Genomic DNA, 22160 nt, shown 5'->3' with positions numbered 1-22160 from the left:
CGGCTCGGAGGTTACGAACGTTCCCGGCGATACGCTTTTCCGAGAACACGTATAGCGGAGTGCCGTGCTGCTGGGCCAGGAGCACGGCATCGGCGCCGTCAACCGTCAGGTGGCCCGCTCTCGTCTCGAGATATCCCGGCGCCTGCCACGATTGCCTTCGTTGTTCTGCCATGAATGTCCTCGAATGAATTGATCAGAGAGGAGAGTCTAAGTGACAAAAGCAGGCGCGAGCAAACACGGAGCGTGCTCTAAAAGAGGCCGCCGGCTATCCGGGTCACCGGAGCAACGCGGTGACGCCGAAAAGAAAAACGGTTCAAGGCACTCACGGTATCTGCGGTCTCAGCGTCCGACCTGTCTCTTGAAATGTTGCTGATTTCGTCACGCTTCGGCGGTGGTTGGATCGATAATCGACTTTATCTCCGAGATGCGGTTCGCGGGAAACCCGCCCTGCTGCGCGTGCGCCCGTATCATTTCTTCGTTGGGGGCGATGTAAACGCAGTAGATCTTGTCGCCTGTCACATAGCTATGGAGCCACTGAATATCTGCGCCCATCTTCTGCAGCACCCCGCAGGAGGTTTGCGAGATCGCTTGCAGTTCCTGTGGCGACAAGGCGCCGGCGCCTGTGATTTCGCGCTCGATTACAAACTTTGGCATAACGGTTCTCCTCTCTTTGGCGGTGTCCGAAAAACTTCAGTTTGTTGTGTCTGTTCCGATGCAGCGAACGACAATCGGAAGTTTGTCGGACACTGAACTCCAACGCAAGTCGAGAGATGGGGCGCGTCAGATTTTTTTCGCGCATACTCACCTCGTCAAAGATTGTGTGAAACTCCGGAAATCCCCTCAACTTCTGTTGGGCGTTCGCCCTTCGTTAGGAGGGCGATCCCGCAACTGTGTCGAGGTGGGTATGCGTGAAAGTGTGACACGCTTGAGAGATCACGCAATCGAGTCGGCAAAAGCTGAGGCCGGCCCCTTCCGAGGTCGGCCTCAAATGAACCAGCCTGTAGCTACCTGGTTAGAAGTTGAACCGCGCACCGAACTGAAGTTGGCGCGCAGGGGCCGCTGCCGTAAAGCCGAACACCTGGGTCGGAGCGCGGCCCTCAATGCCCCTCGGCCTGCCTACGGTGAGCTGCGCGGTGGGTGTGGGCACCGGGATTGCGTCCTTGCTGGGGTCACGGGCGCTGAGGAAGTTGTTGATCCCGATGAAGTTGGTATGGTTGAACAGATTGAACGCTTCAAAGGTCAACTCGAGGTATTTGCCTTCGGCAAAACTGAAACGCCGAGCCAATCGCATATCAACCTGATAGAAGGATTCGCCTCGCCCGGTGTTGCGGCCAACGTTTGAGCCAGGATTACAAGCTGCGGTAGCCGACTCGCGCACGCAGGGACGATCTCGGGTCGAAACTCCGTCGCCGTTGGCATCTACACCGAGCAGGACGTTGAACGGCCGCCCGCTGCCGGCTATGAAGATGGGCGATAGGACCCAATCACCGAAGACTCGTTGGATTGCTGAGCTTCCTTTGAGCGGGCTGCTGAAAACCCCACTGAAAACGAAGCGGTGTCGTTGGTCGAATGCCGACAGGGCGCGGTCCGCGCGCAGATCGATCATGCTCTGCGCCGAGAAGTCGCTGTTAAAGTCTGTGACTTCATCAATCGTCTTCGAGAAGGTGTAGTTTGTGTTGATCGCATAGTTGTGCGAGAACCGCTTCGCCAATTGGACCGTCCCCGCGTGATAGAACGAGTTCGCAGTTGACTCGTAGTTGTTGTCCTGGAGTCTGAGTGGATTGAAGAAATCGGTTGTTTGACCCGCTCCTGGGAAGCGAACGAAAGTCGCCGTGCCCGAGAGGGGGCTTACCGGCCCACTCTGCTTGAACCCGTTTATGTCGTGGTTACGAGTGAGGTGCGCGCCGCGACTGAACAGATAGCTGACTTCAACGCCGTAGCCCGCACCCAGATCGCGCTGAATGGCGAGACTCGCTTGCTGGGTGGTTGGGTTCTCGTAATTCGGGCCGATCCGGAATCGCACTTCAAGCGGCTTGCCCGGTCCCGGCACAACGCCGAACTGCACAAGATCAGCGGCAGTGATTGTGCGCGCCCCGATGACGCCTTGCGCCAGCAACGTCTGGTAAATCGCAATCGAAGTCGGCAGACCCAACGCATTCGATGTGGCAGTCGCGAGAACGATGTTGATATTGCTCGGATCGCCTGAACCGCTCAGCTCGTTCACCACGTTCACAATCTGATTATCAATCTGTCCAACGTAAATCCCATAGCCGCCTCGTATGGCAGTCTTGCCGTCATTCCACGGGTCCCACGAAAAGCCCAGGCGCGGCTGGATGTTGTTCTTGTCCAAGGGGAGCGGCTTAACGTTCTTTTCAAGGTAGTAGCGAAGGCCAAAGCTGAACGTAAAATTCGGGCGTACCTTCCACGTGTCTTGTCCATAGAAGGAAGAGCGATGACTCCCCGAGTCAAAGCCCGATTCGCCGAATCCCTGCTGGTACACGGTTGGAGCGTTAGCGTTGAAGGCTTGCACGGAAGTGATCGGCGTATTGGTGACGGCTATCAGATCGGCGCGGCCTGCCCCAGTCAAGAACCCGATCAACGATGCCCTGACCGCTGTCGGAACGAGCGCGATGAGCGGCAACTGCGGGGTAAAGTTGAACCGCCCGCCGAAGAATGTCTGAGAGTTCGTTGAGTAATCCGCGGCAATGTACTGCCCGCCGAACTTGAACGTGTGAGCGCCGCGAGCCAGCGAGACGTTGTCGCTAATCTCGTAGCGGCGCTCAATCGCAATAGACGGCAGGAAGATGTCACGCCCGAAGTTACCAAATCCATCGATGTTGAATTCCGGGCCGATCCCGTCGTTCGGAATGACATCATTGTTCAGGTAGCTGTACTGCGCCTTCACTTCATTGATCGTAGTCGGGTTGAAGAAGTGGGTTTCCGATAGCAGTATGCCACCGGTGAAAGTGTCTATCGTGCGACCGCGCGAGACCGCAGTCAGCGCTCCCGCGGCCTGGTTCTCAAAATGAGAATCGGCCACGCTGAACCGCGCGTATCCGCTGTCGTTAGCGCTGAAACTATGGTCCAGACGAAACGTGCCGACCACATCGAATGCGTCGAACGGAAATTGCCCGCTCGCTTTCTGGAATAGATCACTGGTGCGCGGCTGGGTCGAAATGGCAGCGCGGATCCCCGCTGACAACGGCCTCAAGGCAGCAGGACCCGCATCGAGGAAATTGAACAGCGCCGTCTGCCCCGCGGTCAGATTGAAAATGCTGGGGTCGTTAAGCAGATTCACAAAAGCGGTCTGCTTCTGGCGCAATCCTTCGAATGCCATGAAGAAGAACGTCTTGTCCCTGGTTATTGGTCCCCCCAGGCTACCGCCAATTTGTTGCCGGTTGAACGGCGATATGCCTGCCGGATTCTGGTCAAAGAAATTGCGGGCATCGAAGGTGTCGTCGCGGAAGTATCCGAACACACTGCCGTGCCAGTTGTTCTGGCCGGTCTTTGAAAGAATGTTGACGACGCCGCCGAATGCGCCCCCATATTCGGCGCTGTAGGAGTTGCGATTGACTTGAAACTCCTGCACGCCTTCCTGGCCTATCACCTCGCGGGCCGCGCCCGAGCCGGTGTCTGTTGACGCGCCATCCACCATGATGGAATTGCCGCGCCCGTTGTTGCCCCCGAACGATAGTCCGGATTGCGGCGTCTGAGCCACGCGAAAATCGCTCGAGTCGTTGATGTTGTCCGAATCGGTGACGCCCGGTGTCAGCAAAGCAAAATCCAAATAGTTGCGCCTGTTGATCGGCAGGTTATCTATCTGAACTTGATTGATGACGGTTGACTGCTGGGTGCGCTCTACTTCAACCACCTGAGCGCCGGCTGCAATGTTGACTTCAGCTTGAACACCGCCCACGCCCAGCGCGACAGGCACATTGCCGGTCTGCCCCACCGCAAGTTGAACGTCGCTGATTGTCTTGGCAGCAAAGCCGGCCGCCTCGACTTTCATGTTGTATGCGCCCGGTGGCAACGACAGAAAGACATAAAGCCCATTCTCGTCAGTCGTTGCTGTCCGAGTGGTGCCTCTGGTCTGGTCGGTGACGGTTATGGTGGCGCCGGCAACTGCGGCGCCGTTCTGGTCGGTGACTTGTCCCCGCAACTCCGATGTCGAGATGGAAGCTTGAGGGAATACCAATTCGACCCTGATCGTCAGAACTAGGACAACTAGAAAAGTGAGCTTTTTCATGTTTCGCATTAGAAGTAACCTCCCGAATTAGCATCCACGGAACTGGATGGGCACGTCAGAAGAGGTTATGGCTTCTAAGGTTTGAAGTCAAGAGAGCGATTTCCCGAGGGTGTGCTAGCAGACAAATCACACCGTTTCAATCTATCACCCTGCGCACTGACCGCCTCTTTGCTCGGGTCGATGTGGTCTGAGGCCGGCGCGGATCGCGGCCGGAGGACTCCATCGCGATTGGTGACGCCGCGCCGGACGCCGCAGGTAGCCGTCCGCCATGAGAAATCTGATATTCGCGGGTGGCGACGCTGTCGATATAGGAGAGGAGGCGCTGAAACAAAACGTCGCTCTCATCCTCGCTCAGGTCGTTCCTTGATTTCTCATTGGTGTAACCGCTCGCCGTTAGCTTGAGTCTCGGATCGTGAATCAGCATCTGGATGAGCAGATTCGAAACCGCAAAATGCAGAGGGCGCGCCACTCGGACCGGCGCCCCAGGGCGCTCGAGCCCCAGCATCACACGCGTCAGCGATGAAAGCTCCGACGTGTCACCGCCGCTGGTCGTTTCAATCTCACTCTCCGCGCGGCGGACGACTATCATCTTGCTTTTTGCCGGACTATAGTCTTTCGAGGCATTTATTATCCCGAGCGTCGCAGGCAAGAACAGCCGATCCTGCGGCCGCGGGTTAAGCGTCTTGTATATCTCGGGGCGAAAAAGCCTCCCGGCGTTGCAAGCCCCGATTACGCAAAGGCGCACCCCAAGGCCTTCAAGTTTTTCTTGCAAAGCTGCGATCGAAATGTACGAGCGTCCCGCTCTGGGCGAAGGTCCGGCCTGCAGCTTTAAGCCATGTCCGTTTGTGCCGTGAGTCTCGAGGATGATTGTCTCGATGCGATCTTCAGGATGCCAATAGTTCCGGGCGATGATCTCATTTAGTGCTTTTCGCCAGCTCGCGTCCTCGATGTAAAGAAACCCGAGCCTCTCATAGACCTCGCGATTGCCGGGCTCCGCAAAGTCGGGGCTGAAGATCACTGCTTTGTGGCGGCCGACGTCAGACACGCGCTCGATTGGAACGCCTGCAGGCCACGCCTCTGGTATCGTGCCGGATCTGGGCGCTGAGCTTTCAGCCGGGATCTTCGCGGGCGGCCTGGCCGGACTGGTCGGGGGCCCGGTCTGTTGAGCGAGCGCAATCCGCGAGGTAACTATTGACGCGGCGAAGACCGCAATGAGAAGCAGGCGCCTTGCCGCGCTCGACAAGAACTGGGACACGCCGGTCTTGCACGGCCGTGACTGATAACTTACCGGCGTCACCGAGTCGAATAGTTCGATGGCGCGCGGAATATTGCGAAGCGAGTTGCAGAATCGAGCTGTCATATCGATGTTCCCGCCGCCAGCTTGCGCTTTGGAGCGACGTCTCGCCGCTGCCGCGGCAACGCGATTATACCGGAAAGCCCGACGAGACTCTTCGTAAGGGTCGGTGTCACATCAAAAGGCATGGAGTTCAGGCTTTAGCCTGGTAGTACCCCTGCTTGATCAACGTACGAACCAGGCTAAAGCCTGAACTCCATGCTGTTATGAGGGCCGGTTCCACGTTCACCGGCCCGAAATGAAATGGAGACTCTTGCTTCGCCAACGTTACGACTTTTTGCTATGTCGGCGGTGTTTGCGGCGATGATGCTTCTTCCCCGAAGACTTCTTCGTCGCTCCGCTGGCCGCGCCCCCTGAGGCCGCGCCGCCCGCAGTAGCGCTGCTGCCGCCGCTCGTTGGTTTCGCCTTCGCGGCAGACCTGGTCTTCTTCGGTGAGTTGTCGTTTTGAACCGCAAACACAGAACCGGCTCCCAGAGCCACTATCATCAAGACTGATAAGACTAGCATTTTCATATGGAACCTCCTTTGCGTTGTTTAGAGTTCAAGCTTTAGCTTGGCAGCCTGAAGGCTGAACTCTGAACCCTGAACTCTGAACCCTGAACCCTGAAAACTGAAAACTGAACTCTTCACAGCACAGCCGTCTCTTCAAACAGATTCCCTTCGGCGAACCTCTCGGCCCCCAGCCTCGACGCATCGGCAAAACTCGACGTTCCGTTCAGCATCAACTCAGAAACTATCTTGCCGGTTGCCGGAGAGTGCATTACGCCGTGACCGCTGAAGCCGTTCGCCAAGAACATTCCTTCTACTCCCGGAGCGCGCCCGATGATCGCGTGATGATCCGGCGTCACCTCATACATTCCGGCCCAGCAGCGGCGAGGATTCACCTCGACATCGGCAAACACCGGCACGCGGTTCACCGCGTGGGTCAGAATCTTTTCGATGAATCCATAGTCGAAATCTGTTCTAAACCCGTAGGTTTGTTCAGGGTCGGGCCAGGCCAGAAGGAAGCTCGATCCTTCAGGCCGAAAGTGAAAGCCGCTCGACATATCGATCACCATTGGAAGCCGCGAAGAGAGCTGAGGGAAAGATTCTGTCTTGACGATCTGACGCCGCAGCGGCTCCACAGGTATGTCCACGCCGGCAAGCCGCGCGACGCCGGCCGCCCACGGCCCAGTGGCGTTGACCACCGAGCGCGTTGAAACATATCCGCGAGAAGTCTGAACTCCCGCAACGCGTGCTTGCCGCACGTCAATGCCGGTCACTTCGGTTTCCAGCCGGATCTTAACGCCGCGCTCGCGAGCGCGCTTCGCGAATCCGGTCATCACGCTGTAAGGGTCAACGAAGCCATCAGTCGGGCAGAAGCTCCCTCCAACCACGTCGTCCGCGATCAGTTGGGGGACGGTTCGCACGATATCTTCCTGCGAAACCATTTCGACATTGCTGAGCCCGCAAGCCCTCTGCTGGAGTAGGTTGGCTCTTAAGTAATCGAGGTGTCGCTCGCTGGTTGCAACGAACATATAGCCGTGAGGCTTATAGCCCGCCGTGTGACCTGTCACTTCTTCAAACTTCGAAAAGAGGTCTATCGAGTAGACCGACATCCTGATATTGATCGGTGTGGCAAATTGAGCACGCACGCCGCCCATGCTCTTTGCGGTGGAACCCATTCCCTGTCGGTCTTCACGCTCGATGATCAAGACATCCGTGCAGCCCGCCTCGGCCAGGTGATAAGCCACGCTGGACCCAACAATACCTCCACCGATGATTACTACATCTGCTGTCTCTGTCATAGCGTCTTGCTGATTCCAGGAGAACTCTATTGCGCGCCTATTGCAGCGCGCACTCGGGTTTCCAATTCGAGTGTTGCTTTCGTCATGCGATGACGCGGCGGAAGCGATTCGATTGCAGTGAGCGCTTTCGCAAAAGCCTGGCGAGCGTCGTTTAGGCGCCCGGCCGCAAGCATTATCTCGCCGCGTCGCGCGAGCCACAGCTCCTTGCGCGGCGATTGTGCGGCAATTTGCTCGAGACGCGACAGAGCCGCGTCGTGGCGCTTGCCGGCAAGTTCCAGTTCTATCGCAAAAAGCTGCAGAGTGACAATGGGACCCAGCTTCTTTATTCCTTCGTCAATCCCGCTTAACGCTTCGTCGTGATGCTTGCTGCCTTCGTCACGCAACGCCTGAGCACGCTCGATGTAATATTCGGGTTTAGGCTTAGCCAGTTGCGCGATTGCGACCGAGTAATCTTTGGCGGCCGCAACGCGCTGGCCGAGCTTTACCAGCACGCGCGCTCGCGTGACAAGCGCATCGACGTGAACTGGGCGCACAGCCAAAAAGCGATCCAACTGACCAATAGCTTTCTCAGGCTTACCTGCATCGTAATACATTCGCGCCCGCGCAAAGTTCACCTCTTCAAGGTGAGGGTTCAATTGCTGTGCGAGGCGATAATCGGCAAGCGCTGCATTCCACTCACGGTGAAGACGGTAAAGCTCGCCCCGCTTCAGATACAACGACGCATTCTTAGGCTCGCGCTTGATCTGACTGGTCGCTACGGCGATTTGCTCGTGCACGCCTTCGTGGGCAGCGATGGGCAAGACCACCGAGGCCACAAGCCACGCCACAACGGCGGCGGGCCGGATGAAGGAATTCAGCCTATTCACTTTCTGGGTCACCTAACGCTTCGGCGTCTTTGCGCTTGCAGTGTTTGAATAAGCGGAATTGCCTGCGGCGTTGAATGCACGAACGCGATAGCGATAAGTCGTGTTCCTCGACAGCCCCGTGTTCGGGAAAGAGGTCACGTTGGAGCCGACCTGAGCAATCTGAGTGAAGTTGGTGCAGTTCACCCCAGAGCATCGCTCGATCTTGAATCCATCCTCGTTGTTTGAACCGTCCGACCAGACTAGATTTATCTGGCTCACTGAGACTGCGGTCGCTGCAAGAGCCGTTGGCGCGGCGGGCGGGGCCTGTAGAGTCGTTGCGCTCGCCGTGTTTGAGTATGCCGAGTCGCCTGCCGTATTGAACGCTCGAACACGGAAATAATAGATGGTAGCAGGAACGAGTCCCGTCACCGAGTGAGCAGTAGCATTCGGACCCGCTGTGGCAATCTGCGCAAAGGTGATGTTGTCGGTTGACTGTTCGATCTTGAATCCGTCTTCGTTTGTTGAACCGTCTGTCCAGGCCAGATTAATCTGGCTGCTTGATACTGCCGCTGCTGTCAGACCTGTCGGCGCCGCGGGAGGAGTGACTGGCGTGGTTCCTTTTATGACGGTGAAGTGATCGGCCACCACACCTGTGCTATTGAGGAACTTTGCGTCGAGCCGGTTGCCGTCCACGTCGAGAACCATCGAGCCAAGCGAGTTGAGCGATATGAACATTGCGGGATGGTTCAGCAATCCGCCACTGGCCTGGCCCGAGCTTCCCGCGACTGCGTACACAGCTCCGTCATGCGGGGCAGGGAGCGCCGACGCCTTCGTATAAGCGCCATTCCCGTCCGCGCGGCCATCCCCGCCGTTCTTCTTCATCGAGTTGTTGAATGTGCTCGACAACCCATAGTGGCCGTCGATCAGAAAAGAGCGCTCATAAGAATGGCTGTGCCCTGTGAGCACGAGATCGACGCCGCCTGCTTCAAGAACGGGCAAGGCATTCTGACGCATCTCGATGAGCTGGTTCTCGGTGTCCGAATTGTGCGAGCCTTTGGTGTAAGGGGGATGATGCCAAAAGGCTATGATCCAAGGTTGCAATGTAGAGGCCAGATCGCTTTGAAGCCAGGTCATCATCGGTCCGGCGGGAGCGCGATCAGACGTCATCGAGTCCAGGCAAATGAAATGAATGTTGCCATAGTCAAAAGAGTAATAGTCTTCGGTTCCGGATGCCAACCCTCCCGCTTCTGCGTTAGTTGGCAGAGTGAAAATCTGGTGGTAAGGCAGACCGGTAGGCGGGTTGGTTGACTGCGCCGTGTCATGATTGCCGATTGTCGGCCAGAGCACGGAATTCCTGAGCACCGTCGGATACATATTGAAGACGGCAGCCTGATACTCGCTATCGGTGCCGTTGTCATAAGCATTATCGCCCAGCATCAGCCAAAGGTTTGTGCGAGTCGCGCCGGTGAAATTCAAGTAAGCATCTCGCACCGCCTGAGCGTTGGCGTTTGCCGTGCCTGAATCACCGAGCACCCATATGTGCGTGGGTTTCTGCGCTCCCGTGGCTGGCGAGCTCGCGAAGAAATGATTAACGTCGCCTCCAGCAAGCGTCCCTGTGGCCGTGCCGACAGAATAGTAGTAAGTCGTATCCGCGGAAAGTCCCGTTACTGTGACCTCGTGCTCTGTAGTCAGCGCCGGGTTGTCTGCATTTAAGTTCAGATTGCCCTGAGAAGTGCCGTATCGAACGCGGCTGTCCGTTGCAAGATCAGTCCTCCATTTCACAATCACGCTCGCCGGCGTGCCTGTTTGCAGGTAAGGTCCTCGCGTTACAACTGGAGTTGCCGGGACGTCGGAGCCGGTGAGCTGAAGATCAAAACTGATGTCCGAACTGGTGACATTGGCTTGATGAATCTCAACTGCTAGTACGTTGGTGCCGCTTGCCAGAAGGCTTGGACTTATTGTTGTTTGAAAGAATGTAGACTCATCCGCGCCGCCAATCGCCAAAGTTGCCGGCGTTGTATGACTGACGGTCCCCGAAGGCATGTTGGTCCGCCACACTTCCGTGCCGTTGAGATAGACAACTGCCCCATCGTCTCTCAAGACCCGCAGGGTGAGGCTCGTGAAGATAGAGGCATCGGCGACATTGAACGAATGTCTGAAGTATGTCGTGATGAACTTGTTGTTGATGTCGGGTCCATAACTCACCAGGGTCGCTTCACCGCCGTCGCCATACCCCAACTGCGCGGGGCCGGAAGCCCAGCTATTACTGTCAAAAGAAGGCGCGCGCCAGGCCGTCCCCTGATTGGAACCGTTGTCCAGGTATTTCCACGTAGACCCGGCGGCAACAATCGTAGTTTCCGCGGCTCGCGCTTCGGTCGTCCAAAGGCCGCCCAACACAATGAGAATGAGCGTGAAAACAATCTGCAAGCGCGCGCTCCGAGCGAACCTGTTTGTTGATACCAAAGAGAAATTCGGCAAAGCAGCGGGCTTCCTTCGCGCGGATGAGAGTCTCTTTGCCAGCATCAAGGCCTCCTTTTGGCGTAAGCTTCCATATTGGGGGTAACTCATAGGTGAGTAACAATCGGGCATAGCTTACCACTGTCGAATAGGGATGGCTACGGTTTGACGACCAGAAGAGGGTTAATGAAAGAGCGAACAAACGCCGCATCGAACCCCACGCCGCCGGACCGCACTTTTGACGCTTTCTGTCTTTTGTACTATTCTGAAACCAAGGAGCTCTTGAAGTATGAAGAATAGGGCGCTGCCGCTGCTGGCGATCGCGGTGATCGCATTGTCAACGCTGGCCGGCGGATATTATGTATCGGCGCGCCCCCCGCACGTAACCGATGCCGAGACGGACTTGACCGATCAACTGGCGGACGACTTCAAGGAGGCGCTCTCCGAGATACAAGAGAGCTATGCCGGCAAGGTTGACCTCGAGAGTCTAGGCAAGAACTCGATACAGGGGATGCTTCATCAACTCGATCCTCACTCCGCGTTCTTCACCAAAGCTGAGTTTGACGATGTGCAAACCGAACAGAGCAGCCGCATCTACGGCATCGGTGTTACGATCGCCAAACGCTATGACCATGTCTACATTCTCTCCGCAACTCCGGGTGCGCCCGGCCATCGCGCCGGGCTTCGCTATGGCGATGCGATCGTCGCTCTCGACAAACAAAACGTTGACGAGTGGACCACCCAGCAAATCATGCATCGCGTGCGCGGCGAAAAGGGCGAGCCGGTCGAAATCACCGTCGAGCGCGCAGGCATACCGAACCCAATAACCGTCAACGTGCGACGCGATGAAGTGAAGCTGCCTTCCGTGCGCAATGCTTTCATGGCAGGGCAAGGAGGCACAGGCTACATCGCGTTGACCGGCGGCTTTTCAAGCAAGACCGACGAGGAGCTGACCGAAGCGCTGGCGCAACTCAAGAAAGAGGGCATGCGCCAGCTAATTCTGGATCTACGCAACAATCCGGGCGGACTTCTGGATGAGGCGATCAAAGTCTCGAAGAAGTTCCTTGCGCCCGCCGAAAAGATCGTCGAGGTGCGAGGACGTGACGAGCAGAGTTCGGCTCACACCTACGAGGTCCCCGACAACAACGTGCCCGAGACGATGCCGATGGTCGTGCTGGTGGATCGCTCGACGGCTTCCGCTTCCGAAATCGTAGCCGGCGCGGTGCAAGACCACGACCGCGCGTTGATAGTGGGAGAGAACACGTTCGGTAAGGGGCTTGTGCAAGGGGTCTTTCACTTGTGGGGAGGAACCGGGCTGGTGCTTACGACCGCGAAGTACTACACGCCTACCGGCAGATCGATTCAGCGCAACTATTCGAACGTTTCCTTCTATGACTATTACTTGAATCGCAGCGGCGATCGGAGCGCGCCGGAAAACCCGCAGCACGGAGATGGGTTGCGCACCGACCTGGGCCGCACGGTTTACGGTGGAGGCGGCATCACGCCCGACGTGGAAGTCAAAGCTCCGCCGGTATCCACCCGCTTGTTCTACGGGATATTCGACTTCGTGAGGCAGTTGGTGGCCGGCCAGATGGGGGGCTTGCGAGAGTATCGAATCGCCGAGTGCCAGTACAAGATTAAGGTTTCGCCCGAAGACATCAATCGCTATCCGGTAACCGACGTGCTGTTAGCCGCGTTCCGCCAGTACATATCGAACAAACCGCAGTTCAACGTTTCAGAAGAACGCCTCAGCGCCAACCTGAACTATATTCGCGCGCAGATGCGGCGCGAGATCATCACCGCTGCTTACGGACCGGAGGCCGGCGACGAAGTCTACTTGTCAGACGACGCGCAGTTCCGCAAGGCGTTCGAATCGCTCGACCGCGCGCGCGTGCTCGCCGAGAATGCAACTCGAGCTCGCGGCGAGAGGCAGTGACCATGGCGCACGCGGCGCGCTCAGTTCGTCAAGATCCGAAGTAGCAGTCTCATTAATCACACAGCGACCCTCTCAACTTTAATCCGTCTCACATGCGAGGCCCGTTATGATAACCGAGAAAGACATAACCATCAGGCCTGACTCATCCTCGAAACCTGGGCCGCCTATCTTCCCAACGAACTCCGTCGAATTCGTCAACGCGATTTCCCATTACTATCGAGGCGAGCTGTCGCGGATGATGAGCTGGCGCGACCGGCTCGATCGAACAACCAACTGGGCCATAACCGGAGTCGGCGCGATGCTGTCGATCTCGCTGTCGTCATCGCAGTCGCACCATGGAGTTCTGCTGTTTGCGATGGTGCTCATCTTCTTGCTGCTGTTCATCGAGTCGCGCCGCTATCGTTTCTTCCACGTCTATCGCACGCGCGTTCGCTTGATCGAACGCAACTACTACGCGCGCATTCTCGCCCCGCGCGACCTGATGGACCCGGCCCATTGGATGAGTCAACTCGGCGAAGACTTGCGGCTGCCGCGCTTCTCGATGACGAGCAATCAGGCGATGGCCAGACGCCTGCGCCGCAACTACATCTGGCTTTTCTTGATCCTTCTGCTCGCGTGGCTGCTCAAGACGACGACTAGCGTGCTGCAAGCTACCGGGGCCGCCGAGATGGTTCATTCCACCGGAGAGTTGTTCAAGAACGCGGCGATCGGCTACCTGCCGGGTTGGCTCGTGGTGATCCTCGTTCTTTTCCTCTATGGCTGGATGTTTTACATCATGCTCAAGCATCGAGAGACGAGCGGCGAGCTGGCGTACGGCGAAGTGCACGTGTGAGAAAGACTGGGGAAAACATTGAAAATTGAAAAATGAGAATTGAAAATTGCAAATTGGCGGGCGGCCCAAATTTTCATTTTTCAGTTTTCATTTTTCAATTTTCAATGCTTCCTTTCCAAGTTGCTCCCTGCCTTGCGCGTTCGCTGATTTGCATCATACTGTTAATCACAGGCTGGATCACCGGGGTTTAACATGACAGGCACCAACGTGCTTCACTACAGGATCGGCGAACGTCTCGGCGCAGGAGGCATGGGCGAGGTCTATCGTGCGGAAGACACCAAGCTAGGCCGCCACGTCGCGCTCAAGTTTCTGCCTGCCTCCTATCAATATGACCCCGACCGCCACGAGCGTTTCCTCACCGAAGCGCGCGCCGCGTCGGCGCTGCGCTCACCCTATACCGCCTCGATCTATGATCTCGGCGAATACGAGGGCTCGAGCTTCATCGTGATGGAGCTTGTAGAAGGTGAAACTCTATCGAGTAAGATCGGCCGCGGCCCCATCGCCGTCTTCCAGGCGATTGACATCGCCATGCAGGTCGCGGATGCGCTTGATGAAGCTCATTCGGTCGGCATCGTGCACCGTGATATCAAGAGCTCGAACCTGATGATTACTGAACGCGGGTTGGTCAAGGTGCTTGACTTCGGGCTCGCGAAAGTGACGGGCAGCCTCCTCGGTCCGCCGGGTAGTGACAGCGACCAGACGGAAAAACTCGGACAGGAGACGGTCACCGGTCTCGTGCTCGGCACGGTCTCGTACATGTCACCTGAGCAGGCGCTCGGCAAACAGATTGACCACCGGTCGGACATCTTTTCTCTCGGAGTTGTGGCTTATGAAATGTTGACGGGGCAGTTGCCTTTCACCGGCGAGAGCACGACTGCGGTGATTGATCGAATAATCCACCGCGAGCCGCCGGCGCTTGCGAGGCTCAATTACAACGTGCCGCCTGAATTCGAGCGAATCGTTCGCAAGACGATGGAGAAGGACCCGGCGTTTCGCTACCAGTCCGCTCGCGAGATGTACATAGACCTGCGCAATCTTCAGCGCGACCTCGACCTAAACAATCGCACTGGCGCCGTCAATTCGCAGCCAACTGAACATCAGGCCACGGCGCTACTCTCGGAACCAAGGCCAATCGCGGACGTCACGGCGATGGCGGCCAAACTCGAAAATGCCGTTGCGGTGATGACCTTTTCCAATATCACCGGAGAGCCCGCCGATGAATGGATCGGATCGGGGATCGCCGAGACGGTGACCTCCGACCTTAAGAAAGTCCGCGGCCTATCGGTCATCGGCCGCGAGCGCACATACGAGGCGCTCAAGGATCTGAGTACGGGCGCGCTCAAAGAGTTCGACGAGACGATCGCGATCGACATCGGGCGGAGGCTCGCGGCGTCGTGGATACTCGGCGGCGGATACCAGCGCATCGGCGAGATGATCCGAATCACCGCTCGGGTCATCGACGTCAACACCGGCGAGGTAATCAGGACAGTAAAGATCGACGGGAATATTAAAGAGATTTTCGATTTGCAAGACAAGATAGTCTACGAGCTTAGCAAGGGCCTGAACCTCGAGCTTGGCACGTCCGAGATCACTGATATCGAAGCCGACGAGACGCAGTCGGTCGAGGCCTACGAAAGCTTCTCGCGCGGCATGATCAATCTGCGCACCGGCAGCCGCGATTCGCTCGACCGTGCGATTCACTACTTCGAGAAGGCAGCCGAGCTTGACCCGAACTACGCCGGAGCGTGGGCGGCGTTGAGCGTGGCGTATGATCTGAAGGGCGGATTCCTTAGCATCCCCGAGCTGTCGCAAAAGGCGGTCGAGTATGCGGAGAAGGCGGTCAAGCTGAACCCGCGCCTCTCGCAGGCGCATCAGTTTCTCGGAGGCGCCTATAACACGCTTGGCCGCTACGATGAAGCTATCGCAGAGATCAGCGAAGCGGTGAGGCTCGAGCCAAACAACGCCGGCGCTCACGGTTCGCTTGCTCGCGCATACTGGATCGGCAAGGGGATGGTCGAGGAAGCGATCGTCGAGCTCGAGCACGCGGTGGCGATCAACCCTCAAGCGGGTTACTCATATCTTCAGCTTGTGTTTTTGCACACGCTCGTCGGCAACTACTCGCGCGCCGAAGCGGCCGCCAAACACGCGATCGAACTGCAAGAGAAATTCATCTCGGGCAAAGAGGGGCTTCAGGTTGTCGGTGCGCACACGCGGCTTGGGTATTGTTACTATCGGCAGGGCCGCTACGATGAAGCGATTCAGGAATATGAACGCGAGCTCGAGTTTCTCAAGTCAAGCGACCATGCGCTGCGTGACCGCTCGCTGACCGAGCTCGAACAGAAGATGGGCGCGGCATACCTCAGGAAAGGCATGACTGAAGAAGCCGGGCAGCACTTCAAGAGCGCGATCAAGCGATTCGAGGATCGGTTAGGAAAAGGGAGCGGCGATCCGTTTACGAAGTATTACATGGCTTGTTTGTACGCGCTTAAAGGCGACGCCGACCGCGCGCTGAAGTGCCTGGGCGAGTCGCTTGGCCCACTCAAAGCGATCAACACCCTTCGAGCGAAGACCGACCCAGACTTCGAAAACCTCCGCGAGGATTCGCGTTTCCGTGAGCTTATTGGAGAGCCGGCTCCAAGTGAACAAGATCCCCAATAGGAGCGGAACGGACGAAACAGAGATTCGATTATGCCTCGTAAGATCCGAGAATTGATCGGAGACCTGAATGAATGAAAGCGCTCGCTACATAAAGATTGTCGAGTGGTCCGATGAAGATCAATGTTTTGTGGGTCAGTGCCCAGGCATCATTGGCCCTTGTTGCCATGGGACTGATGAAGCACAAGTCTATGCAGAGCTTTGTCAGATTATCGATGAGTGGATTGAAATCCTGAAAAAAGAAGGAAAACCGTTACCGCCACCAACAGCCGGTAAAGACGCAGCAAAGAAGCTGTTGGATGCAGCGTGACGACCTCCCGGCCGTTCGTTTTGTGTCTGCTTGAGCGACCGAGCAACGCTTGACCCGTTTTGCCCTAAGCCTTAACGTGTAAGGACAGAATGACTGAAGGAGACAGAATATGTACGCGATCGAATTTCAAACCAAAGTAAAGGACGGAAGCATTACTATCCCTGAAGAGTACAGGGATCAACTTAAGGGCAGCGTGCGCGTCATCCTTTTGGCCGAGGAGAGCACAGAAAAGTTCGATATGATCGAACATCTTTTGGCAAACCCCTTGAACCTGGAAGGCTTCAAGCCTCTAACACGAGAAGAGATTTATGAGTAGCGGTAGTCAGACCTGTTTTATCGACACCAATATCTGGCTATACGCCTTTATTCCCAGCCAGGACGCAGATAAATCAGCCAACGCAAAAGCAATAATTCGACAAAGGATAGAGGTTCATATTCCCAATCACCATGCTATCCGACGAAGAAAAGAATCGAATAATAGAAAAAATCCAGCTTGAAGAAGAGCTCAGGAAGACTCTGTCAAAGAAAGAGCCTTCACGCCGGTCTTTGATAAGCACGATCTGGGAGAAGGCAGGCAGCGGCCTGGGTCTATTGCTCATAGGCGCAGTAGTAACCGGAATCCTCGTGCCCATATTTCAGAACCGCCAAAAGACGTTAGAGTGGGAACGGCAAATCAGGTATGAGAACGTAAAATACAATTTGGATATGAGGCGGGATTGCTTGAAGGAGTTCATGCTGGTCGGGACTTATCTTTCAGAAGTGATCGAATTGGTTGAACCCTACAAGAACGACGAGCGAATACCCGACAGGGAGTTTGAACGATTGCAGGAGAAAATCTTTGGGATACAGAGCAACAGATTCAAACAGAACGCCAAGATAAGGGCCATGCTCGTCTACTTTTCAGACTTCGACGCCGCTTCGAGGTTATTCGACGAGCATACGAGGGCCACGACCATATACCTGGAGAACAATATTGAAAGGTTTGTGTCCCTGAAGCACTCGCTGCCGGCCACGACAAATCGCAGCAACCCGGGAGACCTAAAAGAACTGCGGGATTTGAGGAGTGAGATAGACAACATCAGTGACTTGAACGAAAAGTTCAGTCTGGTTGTGAACCATATGCTTCAGGATATCAGAACAAAAGAGGAAGAATATGCTAAAGCTAGATTCTAGGCTTTTGCTTGGAGTGACGATGCTCTCTCTATCCGTAACAGCCGGCTACTCATTCGATGGAGGAGGGCGAAGTGAAATATCGCCATATTCCTCTAAGGACCTAATCACGGCGGAGAGAGTAAACAGGCAAAAAGATTTGGCGCGCACCTCGATGACTGCGACCTATGAACTAAACGGCGCGAAAGAGAACATAGGGGAGGTTGGTCTTACGTGGACCAAAGCCGGGGTTAGTGGGGAAACGGGTTATCAACTGAAAGGAGTGATGAACGGACGATCCAGAGTTGTTGACTTCAGCGAGATTCAGGAACTATCAATTGTCAAAACTGAGACGACGAGTTCGAAGGTCAGGGTTCTAATCAAGGTAATCGCCTTCCCCAATGTTTCCGCGGAGCAGCTTGTGAACGAGCGCCCAACTTATTCTGAGTTGAAACAGAAGTATTCCAGAACGCTGGAGCTGTGGGTGGACGTCAAGACGAAGGCCTCGGGCGATTTCTGCTTTGTGGGAAAACAGGTCGCTCCTCGGCCTCTGGAGGACTTCAAGAATGCCGTCCAATTTGAGTACTCGGGTTTGAGTAAGGATGATAGCCACTCCGGAATGTGGAAGGGAGGCGGGGAAGGTATCTGGTGGGCAATACCATCGGTTATTAGGGATCCGAATTACCCTTACAGACGGCCAATCAAGTTAGGCTGAAACTATGCCGTATCGAAAGAGGTCTTGCCCACGGCGGAGCGGACCGAACCGTCGAAGATGTGCATGAAAAGTTTGGAGTCAGCAAGTGAACTTCAATTTGGACCCAGCAAGTGAACTCCACGAAATTCGTAAACACAAAGCGCTACCGCGACGCGCCATCGTGGTAGAATGAACCCTGCCTGCAGGGAAAGTACGATGACCGCGACAGACGTGTTAACCGAGATTCGGAAACTGACTCTGGACGAAGCCCGCGAAGTTGCCGCGCGGCTAGCAAACTACTTGCGCGAACACGAGAGCGCAGCGCTCGCCGCAGAGGAAACCGAGGCCCGAGAGGATGAGTTTGAAGGCCAGCTATTAGCCAAAGGCGTGATCAGTCATATCCCCACTCGCGACGAGACCGACGAAGAATTCGACAAGTTCGAGCCGATTGAAGTTGCAGGCGAACCACTTTCTGAAACCATCATCCGCGAACGCCGCTGATGCCAGCGTACTTCCTTGACAGTAGCGCTTTGGTCAAACGCTTTGCTCAAGAGCAGGGCAGTGCGTTTGTGCTGAGGCTGTTGCGTCCTTCAGCAAAGAATCGTCTCTATGCCGCAAGAATCACCGAAGTCGAGGTTTGCGCGGCTTTGGCGAGACGGAGAAAGGCAAACATGATTAACGCCGTCCAGGCGGCCAAAGGTTTGCGACGATTGCGTCATGATCTGCCCCGAAGGTTCACTCAAGTCGCGATAGGAGAAGGCGTACTAGTCGAGGCTTGTCGTCTTGCTGAGACTTTTGCGTTGCGCGGATACGACGCTGTTCAGTTAGCGGCGGCGATAGCGGCGAACAATGAAAGAGTTTTGAACGGACTTTCGCGGTTGATTGTGGTGTCGGCAGATGGAGAACTGAACGACGCGGCGCGAGCTGAAGGCTTCAACGTTGAAGACCCTAACAATCATCCTTAAAGCGAAGGCCGATGGCTTCGACCTGTGCGGAGATTTCAAACATGACCGATGATCAAGCCAACGTTCCGAACATAGCAGAGATATTGGGCCGGGTGCTTCGAAACATAGATCCCCAGCTCCAACCACTACTTCTCGCAAAGCTCGAGAGACTCGCCGCTCAGCGGTATCGAACCTGGGCAACCGATCACCCCGATCAATCCGTAAGAGAAGGCCTGCTAGCTTGCGCAGATCGCGAAGAGGAAATAGCCAGGCGGGTTGAGTCGCTTAACCCATACGCTTCTGCTATCCAGGACAAGCTTCTGTCCGGTAATCCTGAATTGTTGGAATTGAATCGCACCTTGTTCAAAGACCGCCCCCTCAAGATCCAGTTCGCGATGCAGGTTGCCGGCGAGCGCGCGGGAGCGGCGGCGTGGAAAGCCTTTGCCGCGGGCGCATCAGATCCGACTGCTAAGGAGCTGCTGCAAAGTTGCAGCCCTTTGGAGCAGGCAAACGCCGACTTCCTTCAAACCTTGTTGTAAGTGACACACCTGGTTCGCGGGCTGATCGTCCTCGCGAGCATAGCAATCGGCGATTCGCCACTCGGATCAAATGATGATCGGGCGGCAATACTTTCACAGGTTGGCGCGCTTCCTGAAAGAGAAGAAACAAGAGGGAGGCGACGAAGCCTCCCTTGCTCAAGAACCAAGTGGTTCCTAAAACCTATTTCAACTCGACCAGAATAATATGAGCAGGCTTGGCGGTTGTATTCTCAACAGAGTGATTTTCCGCCGCTGCCCAGGTCACTTCTCCCCGCTTGCCGCCGCCTTCTCTGGTCTTTCCGTCAGCAAGCGTGAATTTGGCTTTTACATCCGTCAGGTAAATCGCCACGCCGTTTGGATGTTCGTGCTGCTTAGTCTTGTCGTGCGCCTTGAATTTGACCCTCAGCACGCGCACTCGATCGTTCTCGAACACGACTTTGTGGTGAGCGGGGTCCACCTTCACGGGATCTAAAGCTACTTTGGCTGAGCTCATCGCCGCCCCGCCTTTTAGCTCGACCAATATCCCTTCAAGCGTCGCGCTGCCAACGTTCTGGGGCAGGTGCTTCCCCGCGTCGGCAAACTGGACGTCACCCGCCTTGCCGCCGCCATCCACCTTGCTTCCATCGGGGAGGGTAAACTTGACCTGGGCGTTGTTCAGGAAAACCACGACGCCAGCCGGATGTTCGTGCATTACGGACTTCTCTTTCGGACCGTATCGTATCTTGAGCACTCGAACCTGGTCATTGTCGAGCATTACCGTGTAATGCTTGCCGTCTACTTTGACGGGATCTTGTGCAAGAGCAATCGGAGCTGCAATCAAAAAGAAAGTGAGAAACAGAATCCTACGCATGTCCGCCTCCTTACCTGGGAAGATCTTTGAATTCACCTATTGTGCGGCGCGAGACTATCTCAATCTGCAAATGGCCGTCAATGCCTCGGGAGTCTCATTTCGCGGGTGGCTCCGAGGCGTCTTCCAGTCAGCCGTCAGAGCGTTGTCCAAAACCTCGCCTCGGCCGAGATCGGTCTGAATCGGAGCTGCCTAATTGATCTTCTTCGCCGTTTGGTCTCCGCCCTGATGCAAGATCAGATGCGTGACCTTTCCGGTGTCGTCTTTGACAAAGGTGACCTTTGCGTCCACGACCTTCAGGAAGAACTTAGTTTCAGATTCGGGGAACAACTCGAGCTGCGGTTGCCCGGTAGCCTGTGCCATCAAACGCCCGCCGTCTTTGCTTACGGTGATGATGAAGGTCGGGGTCAATTCGTACTGTCCGACATAAGCATCGTAGATCTTCGGGTCGACGTTGACCTCCTTCGTCGAACCCGGGATTTCATACTTCTCGCCGAATAGAATTGCGGCAAGATCCCGGCTTATCGGGCCGGGACCGGGGGAGCCGTAGTCGGCGTTGCGCAGAACGACCACAGTGACGTTCTCGTTAGGAAAGCGCGCAATGAACGTCGAGAAGCCGTTGATCCCTCCGCCATGACTGACCATCTTGCGGCCGGACCTTGTTTGAACCCCGAGGCCGTAGCCGTAGTCGTTCTTGACCGGCGTCATCATCAGCTCGCGAGACTTTGCCGATAGCAGCTTGTCGGAATGGAGCGCTTCGTTCCACAAAAACAGATCCTCGACCGTCGAATAGAGCGAGCCCGCCGCGTAAGGTTGAGTCATATCAATGTACACGGAGTTGACCATCTTCCCTTTAGCGAGCGAATAGCCAGTCGCGCGCTTCTTCAGGATCGTGCCGTGATGATCGTAGCCGCTGTTGGTCATCTTGAGCGGTTCGAAGATGTTCTTTTGCAGGAAGCTCTCGTAGGATTCGCCCGCGGCTTTCTCGCTGATGTAGCCGAGCAGGAAATATCCCGAGTTGCTGTAGCTCCACTTTTCACCCGGTTTGAAATCGAGCGGCTTGTCTTTGAATCGCGCAATAATGTGCTGCGTGGTGACGGGCATCATCATCTTCGGGACGTAATCGAAAAAGTTCGTGAAGTTCGGAATGCCGCCCGTGTGGCTCAGCAGGTGATGGACCGTGACTTCGCTCCAGGCGGCTGGGCAGTTTTCGAAGTACTTGCAGATCGGATCTTGCACGCTCAGCTTGCCGCGCTCTTGCAGAAGCAGAATCGCCGCGGCGGTGAATTGTTTGGTGATTGACCCGAGCCGGAATTTAGTCTGCGGCGTGTTGGGCACGTCGAGCTCGACATTCGCCAGGCCGTAGCCCTTGCTGAAAATCACTTTGCCATCGCGGGCGACGAGCACCGAGCCGATGAAACGCTGCTGGTTGACGAGCGCGTTCATGTATTCATCAAACTTCGGAGCAACATCCTGCGCTGTAACGCTCGCGACGAGAAGCAACAGCAGCGCAATCGAGACGGCGCTCCGACGTAGAGTAAGTCTGGTTGTGTTCATAGTCCTCT

At 56.0% G+C, this 22160-nt stretch carries 19 protein-coding genes; 10 read left to right on the top strand and 9 right to left on the bottom strand.

Annotated features, from left to right (window positions below; all coding sequences use genetic code 11):
• Nucleotides 1–378: 378 nt before the first annotated feature.
• The 7 genes from AABO57_26020 to AABO57_25990 form a co-directional block, all read right to left on the bottom strand.
• Complete coding sequence (locus tag AABO57_26020; protein MEK6289185.1) at nucleotides 379–654, bottom strand: DUF4242 domain-containing protein; 276 nt, start codon at nucleotides 652–654, stop codon at nucleotides 379–381.
• A 358-nt stretch (nucleotides 655–1012) separates the two neighbouring features.
• Nucleotides 1013–4255, bottom strand: coding sequence for a carboxypeptidase regulatory-like domain-containing protein (locus tag AABO57_26015; protein MEK6289184.1), 3243 nt, complete (start codon nucleotides 4253–4255; stop codon nucleotides 1013–1015).
• A gap of 127 nt (nucleotides 4256–4382) precedes the next feature.
• The gene (locus AABO57_26010) at nucleotides 4383–5606 is read right to left on the bottom strand and encodes a hypothetical protein (GenBank protein MEK6289183.1); all 1224 of its coding nucleotides are present in this window, start codon (nucleotides 5604–5606) and stop codon (nucleotides 4383–4385) included.
• Nucleotides 5607–5867: 261 nt separating this feature from the next.
• A complete protein-coding gene (locus tag AABO57_26005) occupies nucleotides 5868–6113 on the bottom strand; it encodes a hypothetical protein (protein ID MEK6289182.1) in 246 nt (81 codons plus the stop codon).
• Nucleotides 6114–6226: 113 nt separating this feature from the next.
• Nucleotides 6227–7387 (bottom strand): FAD-dependent oxidoreductase, encoded by a 1161-nt coding sequence (locus tag AABO57_26000; GenBank protein MEK6289181.1) that lies wholly within the window; start codon nucleotides 7385–7387, stop codon nucleotides 6227–6229.
• A gap of 26 nt (nucleotides 7388–7413) precedes the next feature.
• Nucleotides 7414–8253 carry a tetratricopeptide repeat protein gene (locus AABO57_25995; GenBank protein MEK6289180.1) on the bottom strand — a complete coding sequence of 280 codons (840 nt, stop codon included), beginning with the start codon at nucleotides 8251–8253 and terminating at the stop codon, nucleotides 7414–7416.
• Nucleotides 8254–8265: 12 nt separating this feature from the next.
• A complete protein-coding gene (locus AABO57_25990) occupies nucleotides 8266–10755 on the bottom strand; it encodes a fibronectin type III domain-containing protein (GenBank protein MEK6289179.1) in 2490 nt (829 codons plus the stop codon).
• Between the two features lie 223 nt (nucleotides 10756–10978).
• Between AABO57_25990 and AABO57_25985 the strand changes: the two genes are divergently transcribed.
• From AABO57_25985 to AABO57_25940, 10 genes are all read left to right on the top strand, one after another.
• Nucleotides 10979–12625 (top strand): S41 family peptidase, encoded by a 1647-nt coding sequence (locus tag AABO57_25985; protein ID MEK6289178.1) that lies wholly within the window; start codon nucleotides 10979–10981, stop codon nucleotides 12623–12625.
• A 106-nt stretch (nucleotides 12626–12731) separates the two neighbouring features.
• Nucleotides 12732–13457 carry a DUF2270 domain-containing protein gene (locus AABO57_25980; GenBank protein MEK6289177.1) on the top strand — a complete coding sequence of 242 codons (726 nt, stop codon included), beginning with the start codon at nucleotides 12732–12734 and terminating at the stop codon, nucleotides 13455–13457.
• 192 nt (nucleotides 13458–13649) lie between these two features.
• Nucleotides 13650–16115 carry a protein kinase gene (locus tag AABO57_25975; protein ID MEK6289176.1) on the top strand — a complete coding sequence of 822 codons (2466 nt, stop codon included), beginning with the start codon at nucleotides 13650–13652 and terminating at the stop codon, nucleotides 16113–16115.
• Between the two features lie 67 nt (nucleotides 16116–16182).
• On the top strand, nucleotides 16183–16422 hold the full coding sequence (locus AABO57_25970; protein ID MEK6289175.1) for a type II toxin-antitoxin system HicB family antitoxin: 240 nt from the start codon (nucleotides 16183–16185) through the stop codon (nucleotides 16420–16422).
• Between the two features lie 109 nt (nucleotides 16423–16531).
• The gene (locus AABO57_25965) at nucleotides 16532–16738 is read left to right on the top strand and encodes a hypothetical protein (protein MEK6289174.1); all 207 of its coding nucleotides are present in this window, start codon (nucleotides 16532–16534) and stop codon (nucleotides 16736–16738) included.
• A 131-nt stretch (nucleotides 16739–16869) separates the two neighbouring features.
• Nucleotides 16870–17595 (top strand): hypothetical protein, encoded by a 726-nt coding sequence (locus tag AABO57_25960; GenBank protein MEK6289173.1) that lies wholly within the window; start codon nucleotides 16870–16872, stop codon nucleotides 17593–17595.
• Complete coding sequence (locus tag AABO57_25955; GenBank protein ID MEK6289172.1) at nucleotides 17576–18286, top strand: hypothetical protein; 711 nt, start codon at nucleotides 17576–17578, stop codon at nucleotides 18284–18286. The genes AABO57_25960 and AABO57_25955 overlap by 20 nt, the downstream gene beginning before the upstream one ends.
• A 195-nt stretch (nucleotides 18287–18481) precedes the next feature.
• A complete protein-coding gene (locus AABO57_25950; protein ID MEK6289171.1) occupies nucleotides 18482–18766 on the top strand; it encodes a hypothetical protein in 285 nt (94 codons plus the stop codon).
• On the top strand, nucleotides 18766–19230 hold the full coding sequence (locus AABO57_25945; GenBank protein MEK6289170.1) for a type II toxin-antitoxin system VapC family toxin: 465 nt from the start codon (nucleotides 18766–18768) through the stop codon (nucleotides 19228–19230). The genes AABO57_25950 and AABO57_25945 overlap by 1 nt, the downstream gene beginning before the upstream one ends.
• Before the next feature lie 41 nt (nucleotides 19231–19271).
• Nucleotides 19272–19748: a hypothetical protein gene (locus AABO57_25940; GenBank protein ID MEK6289169.1), complete on the top strand. Its 477-nt coding sequence runs from the start codon at nucleotides 19272–19274 to the stop codon at nucleotides 19746–19748.
• A 181-nt stretch (nucleotides 19749–19929) separates the two neighbouring features.
• Here AABO57_25940 and AABO57_25935 read toward each other — a convergent pair whose 3' ends face one another.
• Both AABO57_25935 and AABO57_25930 read right to left on the bottom strand, forming a co-directional pair.
• Complete coding sequence (locus AABO57_25935) at nucleotides 19930–20598, bottom strand: hypothetical protein (protein ID MEK6289168.1); 669 nt, start codon at nucleotides 20596–20598, stop codon at nucleotides 19930–19932.
• A gap of 189 nt (nucleotides 20599–20787) precedes the next feature.
• Nucleotides 20788–22152: a serine hydrolase gene (locus tag AABO57_25930; GenBank protein MEK6289167.1), complete on the bottom strand. Its 1365-nt coding sequence runs from the start codon at nucleotides 22150–22152 to the stop codon at nucleotides 20788–20790.
• Nucleotides 22153–22160 lie beyond the last annotated feature (8 nt).

This window comes from Acidobacteriota bacterium (genome assembly GCA_038040445.1).
GTDB lineage: Bacteria > Acidobacteriota > Blastocatellia > UBA7656 > UBA7656 > Onstottus_A > Onstottus_A frigus.
Note: the sequence above shows the minus strand (reverse complement) of the source record. Positions and strands in the feature narration are given on the sequence as shown.

Coding starts and splice junctions, on each gene's coding strand:
- AABO57_25955 (MEK6289172.1), top strand. CDS start 17,576: ATGCTAAAGCTAGATTCTAGGCTTTTGCTTGGAGTGACGATGCTCTCT.
- AABO57_25980 (MEK6289177.1), top strand. CDS start 12,732: ATGATAACCGAGAAAGACATAACCATCAGGCCTGACTCATCCTCGAAA.
- AABO57_25945 (MEK6289170.1), top strand. CDS start 18,766: ATGCCAGCGTACTTCCTTGACAGTAGCGCTTTGGTCAAACGCTTTGCT.
- AABO57_26020 (MEK6289185.1), bottom strand. CDS start 654: ATGCCAAAGTTTGTAATCGAGCGCGAAATCACAGGCGCCGGCGCCTTG.
- AABO57_25970 (MEK6289175.1), top strand. CDS start 16,183: ATGAATGAAAGCGCTCGCTACATAAAGATTGTCGAGTGGTCCGATGAA.
- AABO57_25965 (MEK6289174.1), top strand. CDS start 16,532: ATGTACGCGATCGAATTTCAAACCAAAGTAAAGGACGGAAGCATTACT.
- AABO57_25985 (MEK6289178.1), top strand. CDS start 10,979: ATGAAGAATAGGGCGCTGCCGCTGCTGGCGATCGCGGTGATCGCATTG.
- AABO57_25930 (MEK6289167.1), bottom strand. CDS start 22,152: ATGAACACAACCAGACTTACTCTACGTCGGAGCGCCGTCTCGATTGCG.
- AABO57_25960 (MEK6289173.1), top strand. CDS start 16,870: ATGCTATCCGACGAAGAAAAGAATCGAATAATAGAAAAAATCCAGCTT.
- AABO57_25975 (MEK6289176.1), top strand. CDS start 13,650: ATGACAGGCACCAACGTGCTTCACTACAGGATCGGCGAACGTCTCGGC.
- AABO57_26005 (MEK6289182.1), bottom strand. CDS start 6,113: ATGAAAATGCTAGTCTTATCAGTCTTGATGATAGTGGCTCTGGGAGCC.
- AABO57_26010 (MEK6289183.1), bottom strand. CDS start 5,606: ATGACAGCTCGATTCTGCAACTCGCTTCGCAATATTCCGCGCGCCATC.
- AABO57_26015 (MEK6289184.1), bottom strand. CDS start 4,255: ATGCGAAACATGAAAAAGCTCACTTTTCTAGTTGTCCTAGTTCTGACG.
- AABO57_25990 (MEK6289179.1), bottom strand. CDS start 10,755: ATGCTGGCAAAGAGACTCTCATCCGCGCGAAGGAAGCCCGCTGCTTTG.
- AABO57_25950 (MEK6289171.1), top strand. CDS start 18,482: ATGACCGCGACAGACGTGTTAACCGAGATTCGGAAACTGACTCTGGAC.
- AABO57_26000 (MEK6289181.1), bottom strand. CDS start 7,387: ATGACAGAGACAGCAGATGTAGTAATCATCGGTGGAGGTATTGTTGGG.
- AABO57_25940 (MEK6289169.1), top strand. CDS start 19,272: ATGACCGATGATCAAGCCAACGTTCCGAACATAGCAGAGATATTGGGC.
- AABO57_25935 (MEK6289168.1), bottom strand. CDS start 20,598: ATGCGTAGGATTCTGTTTCTCACTTTCTTTTTGATTGCAGCTCCGATT.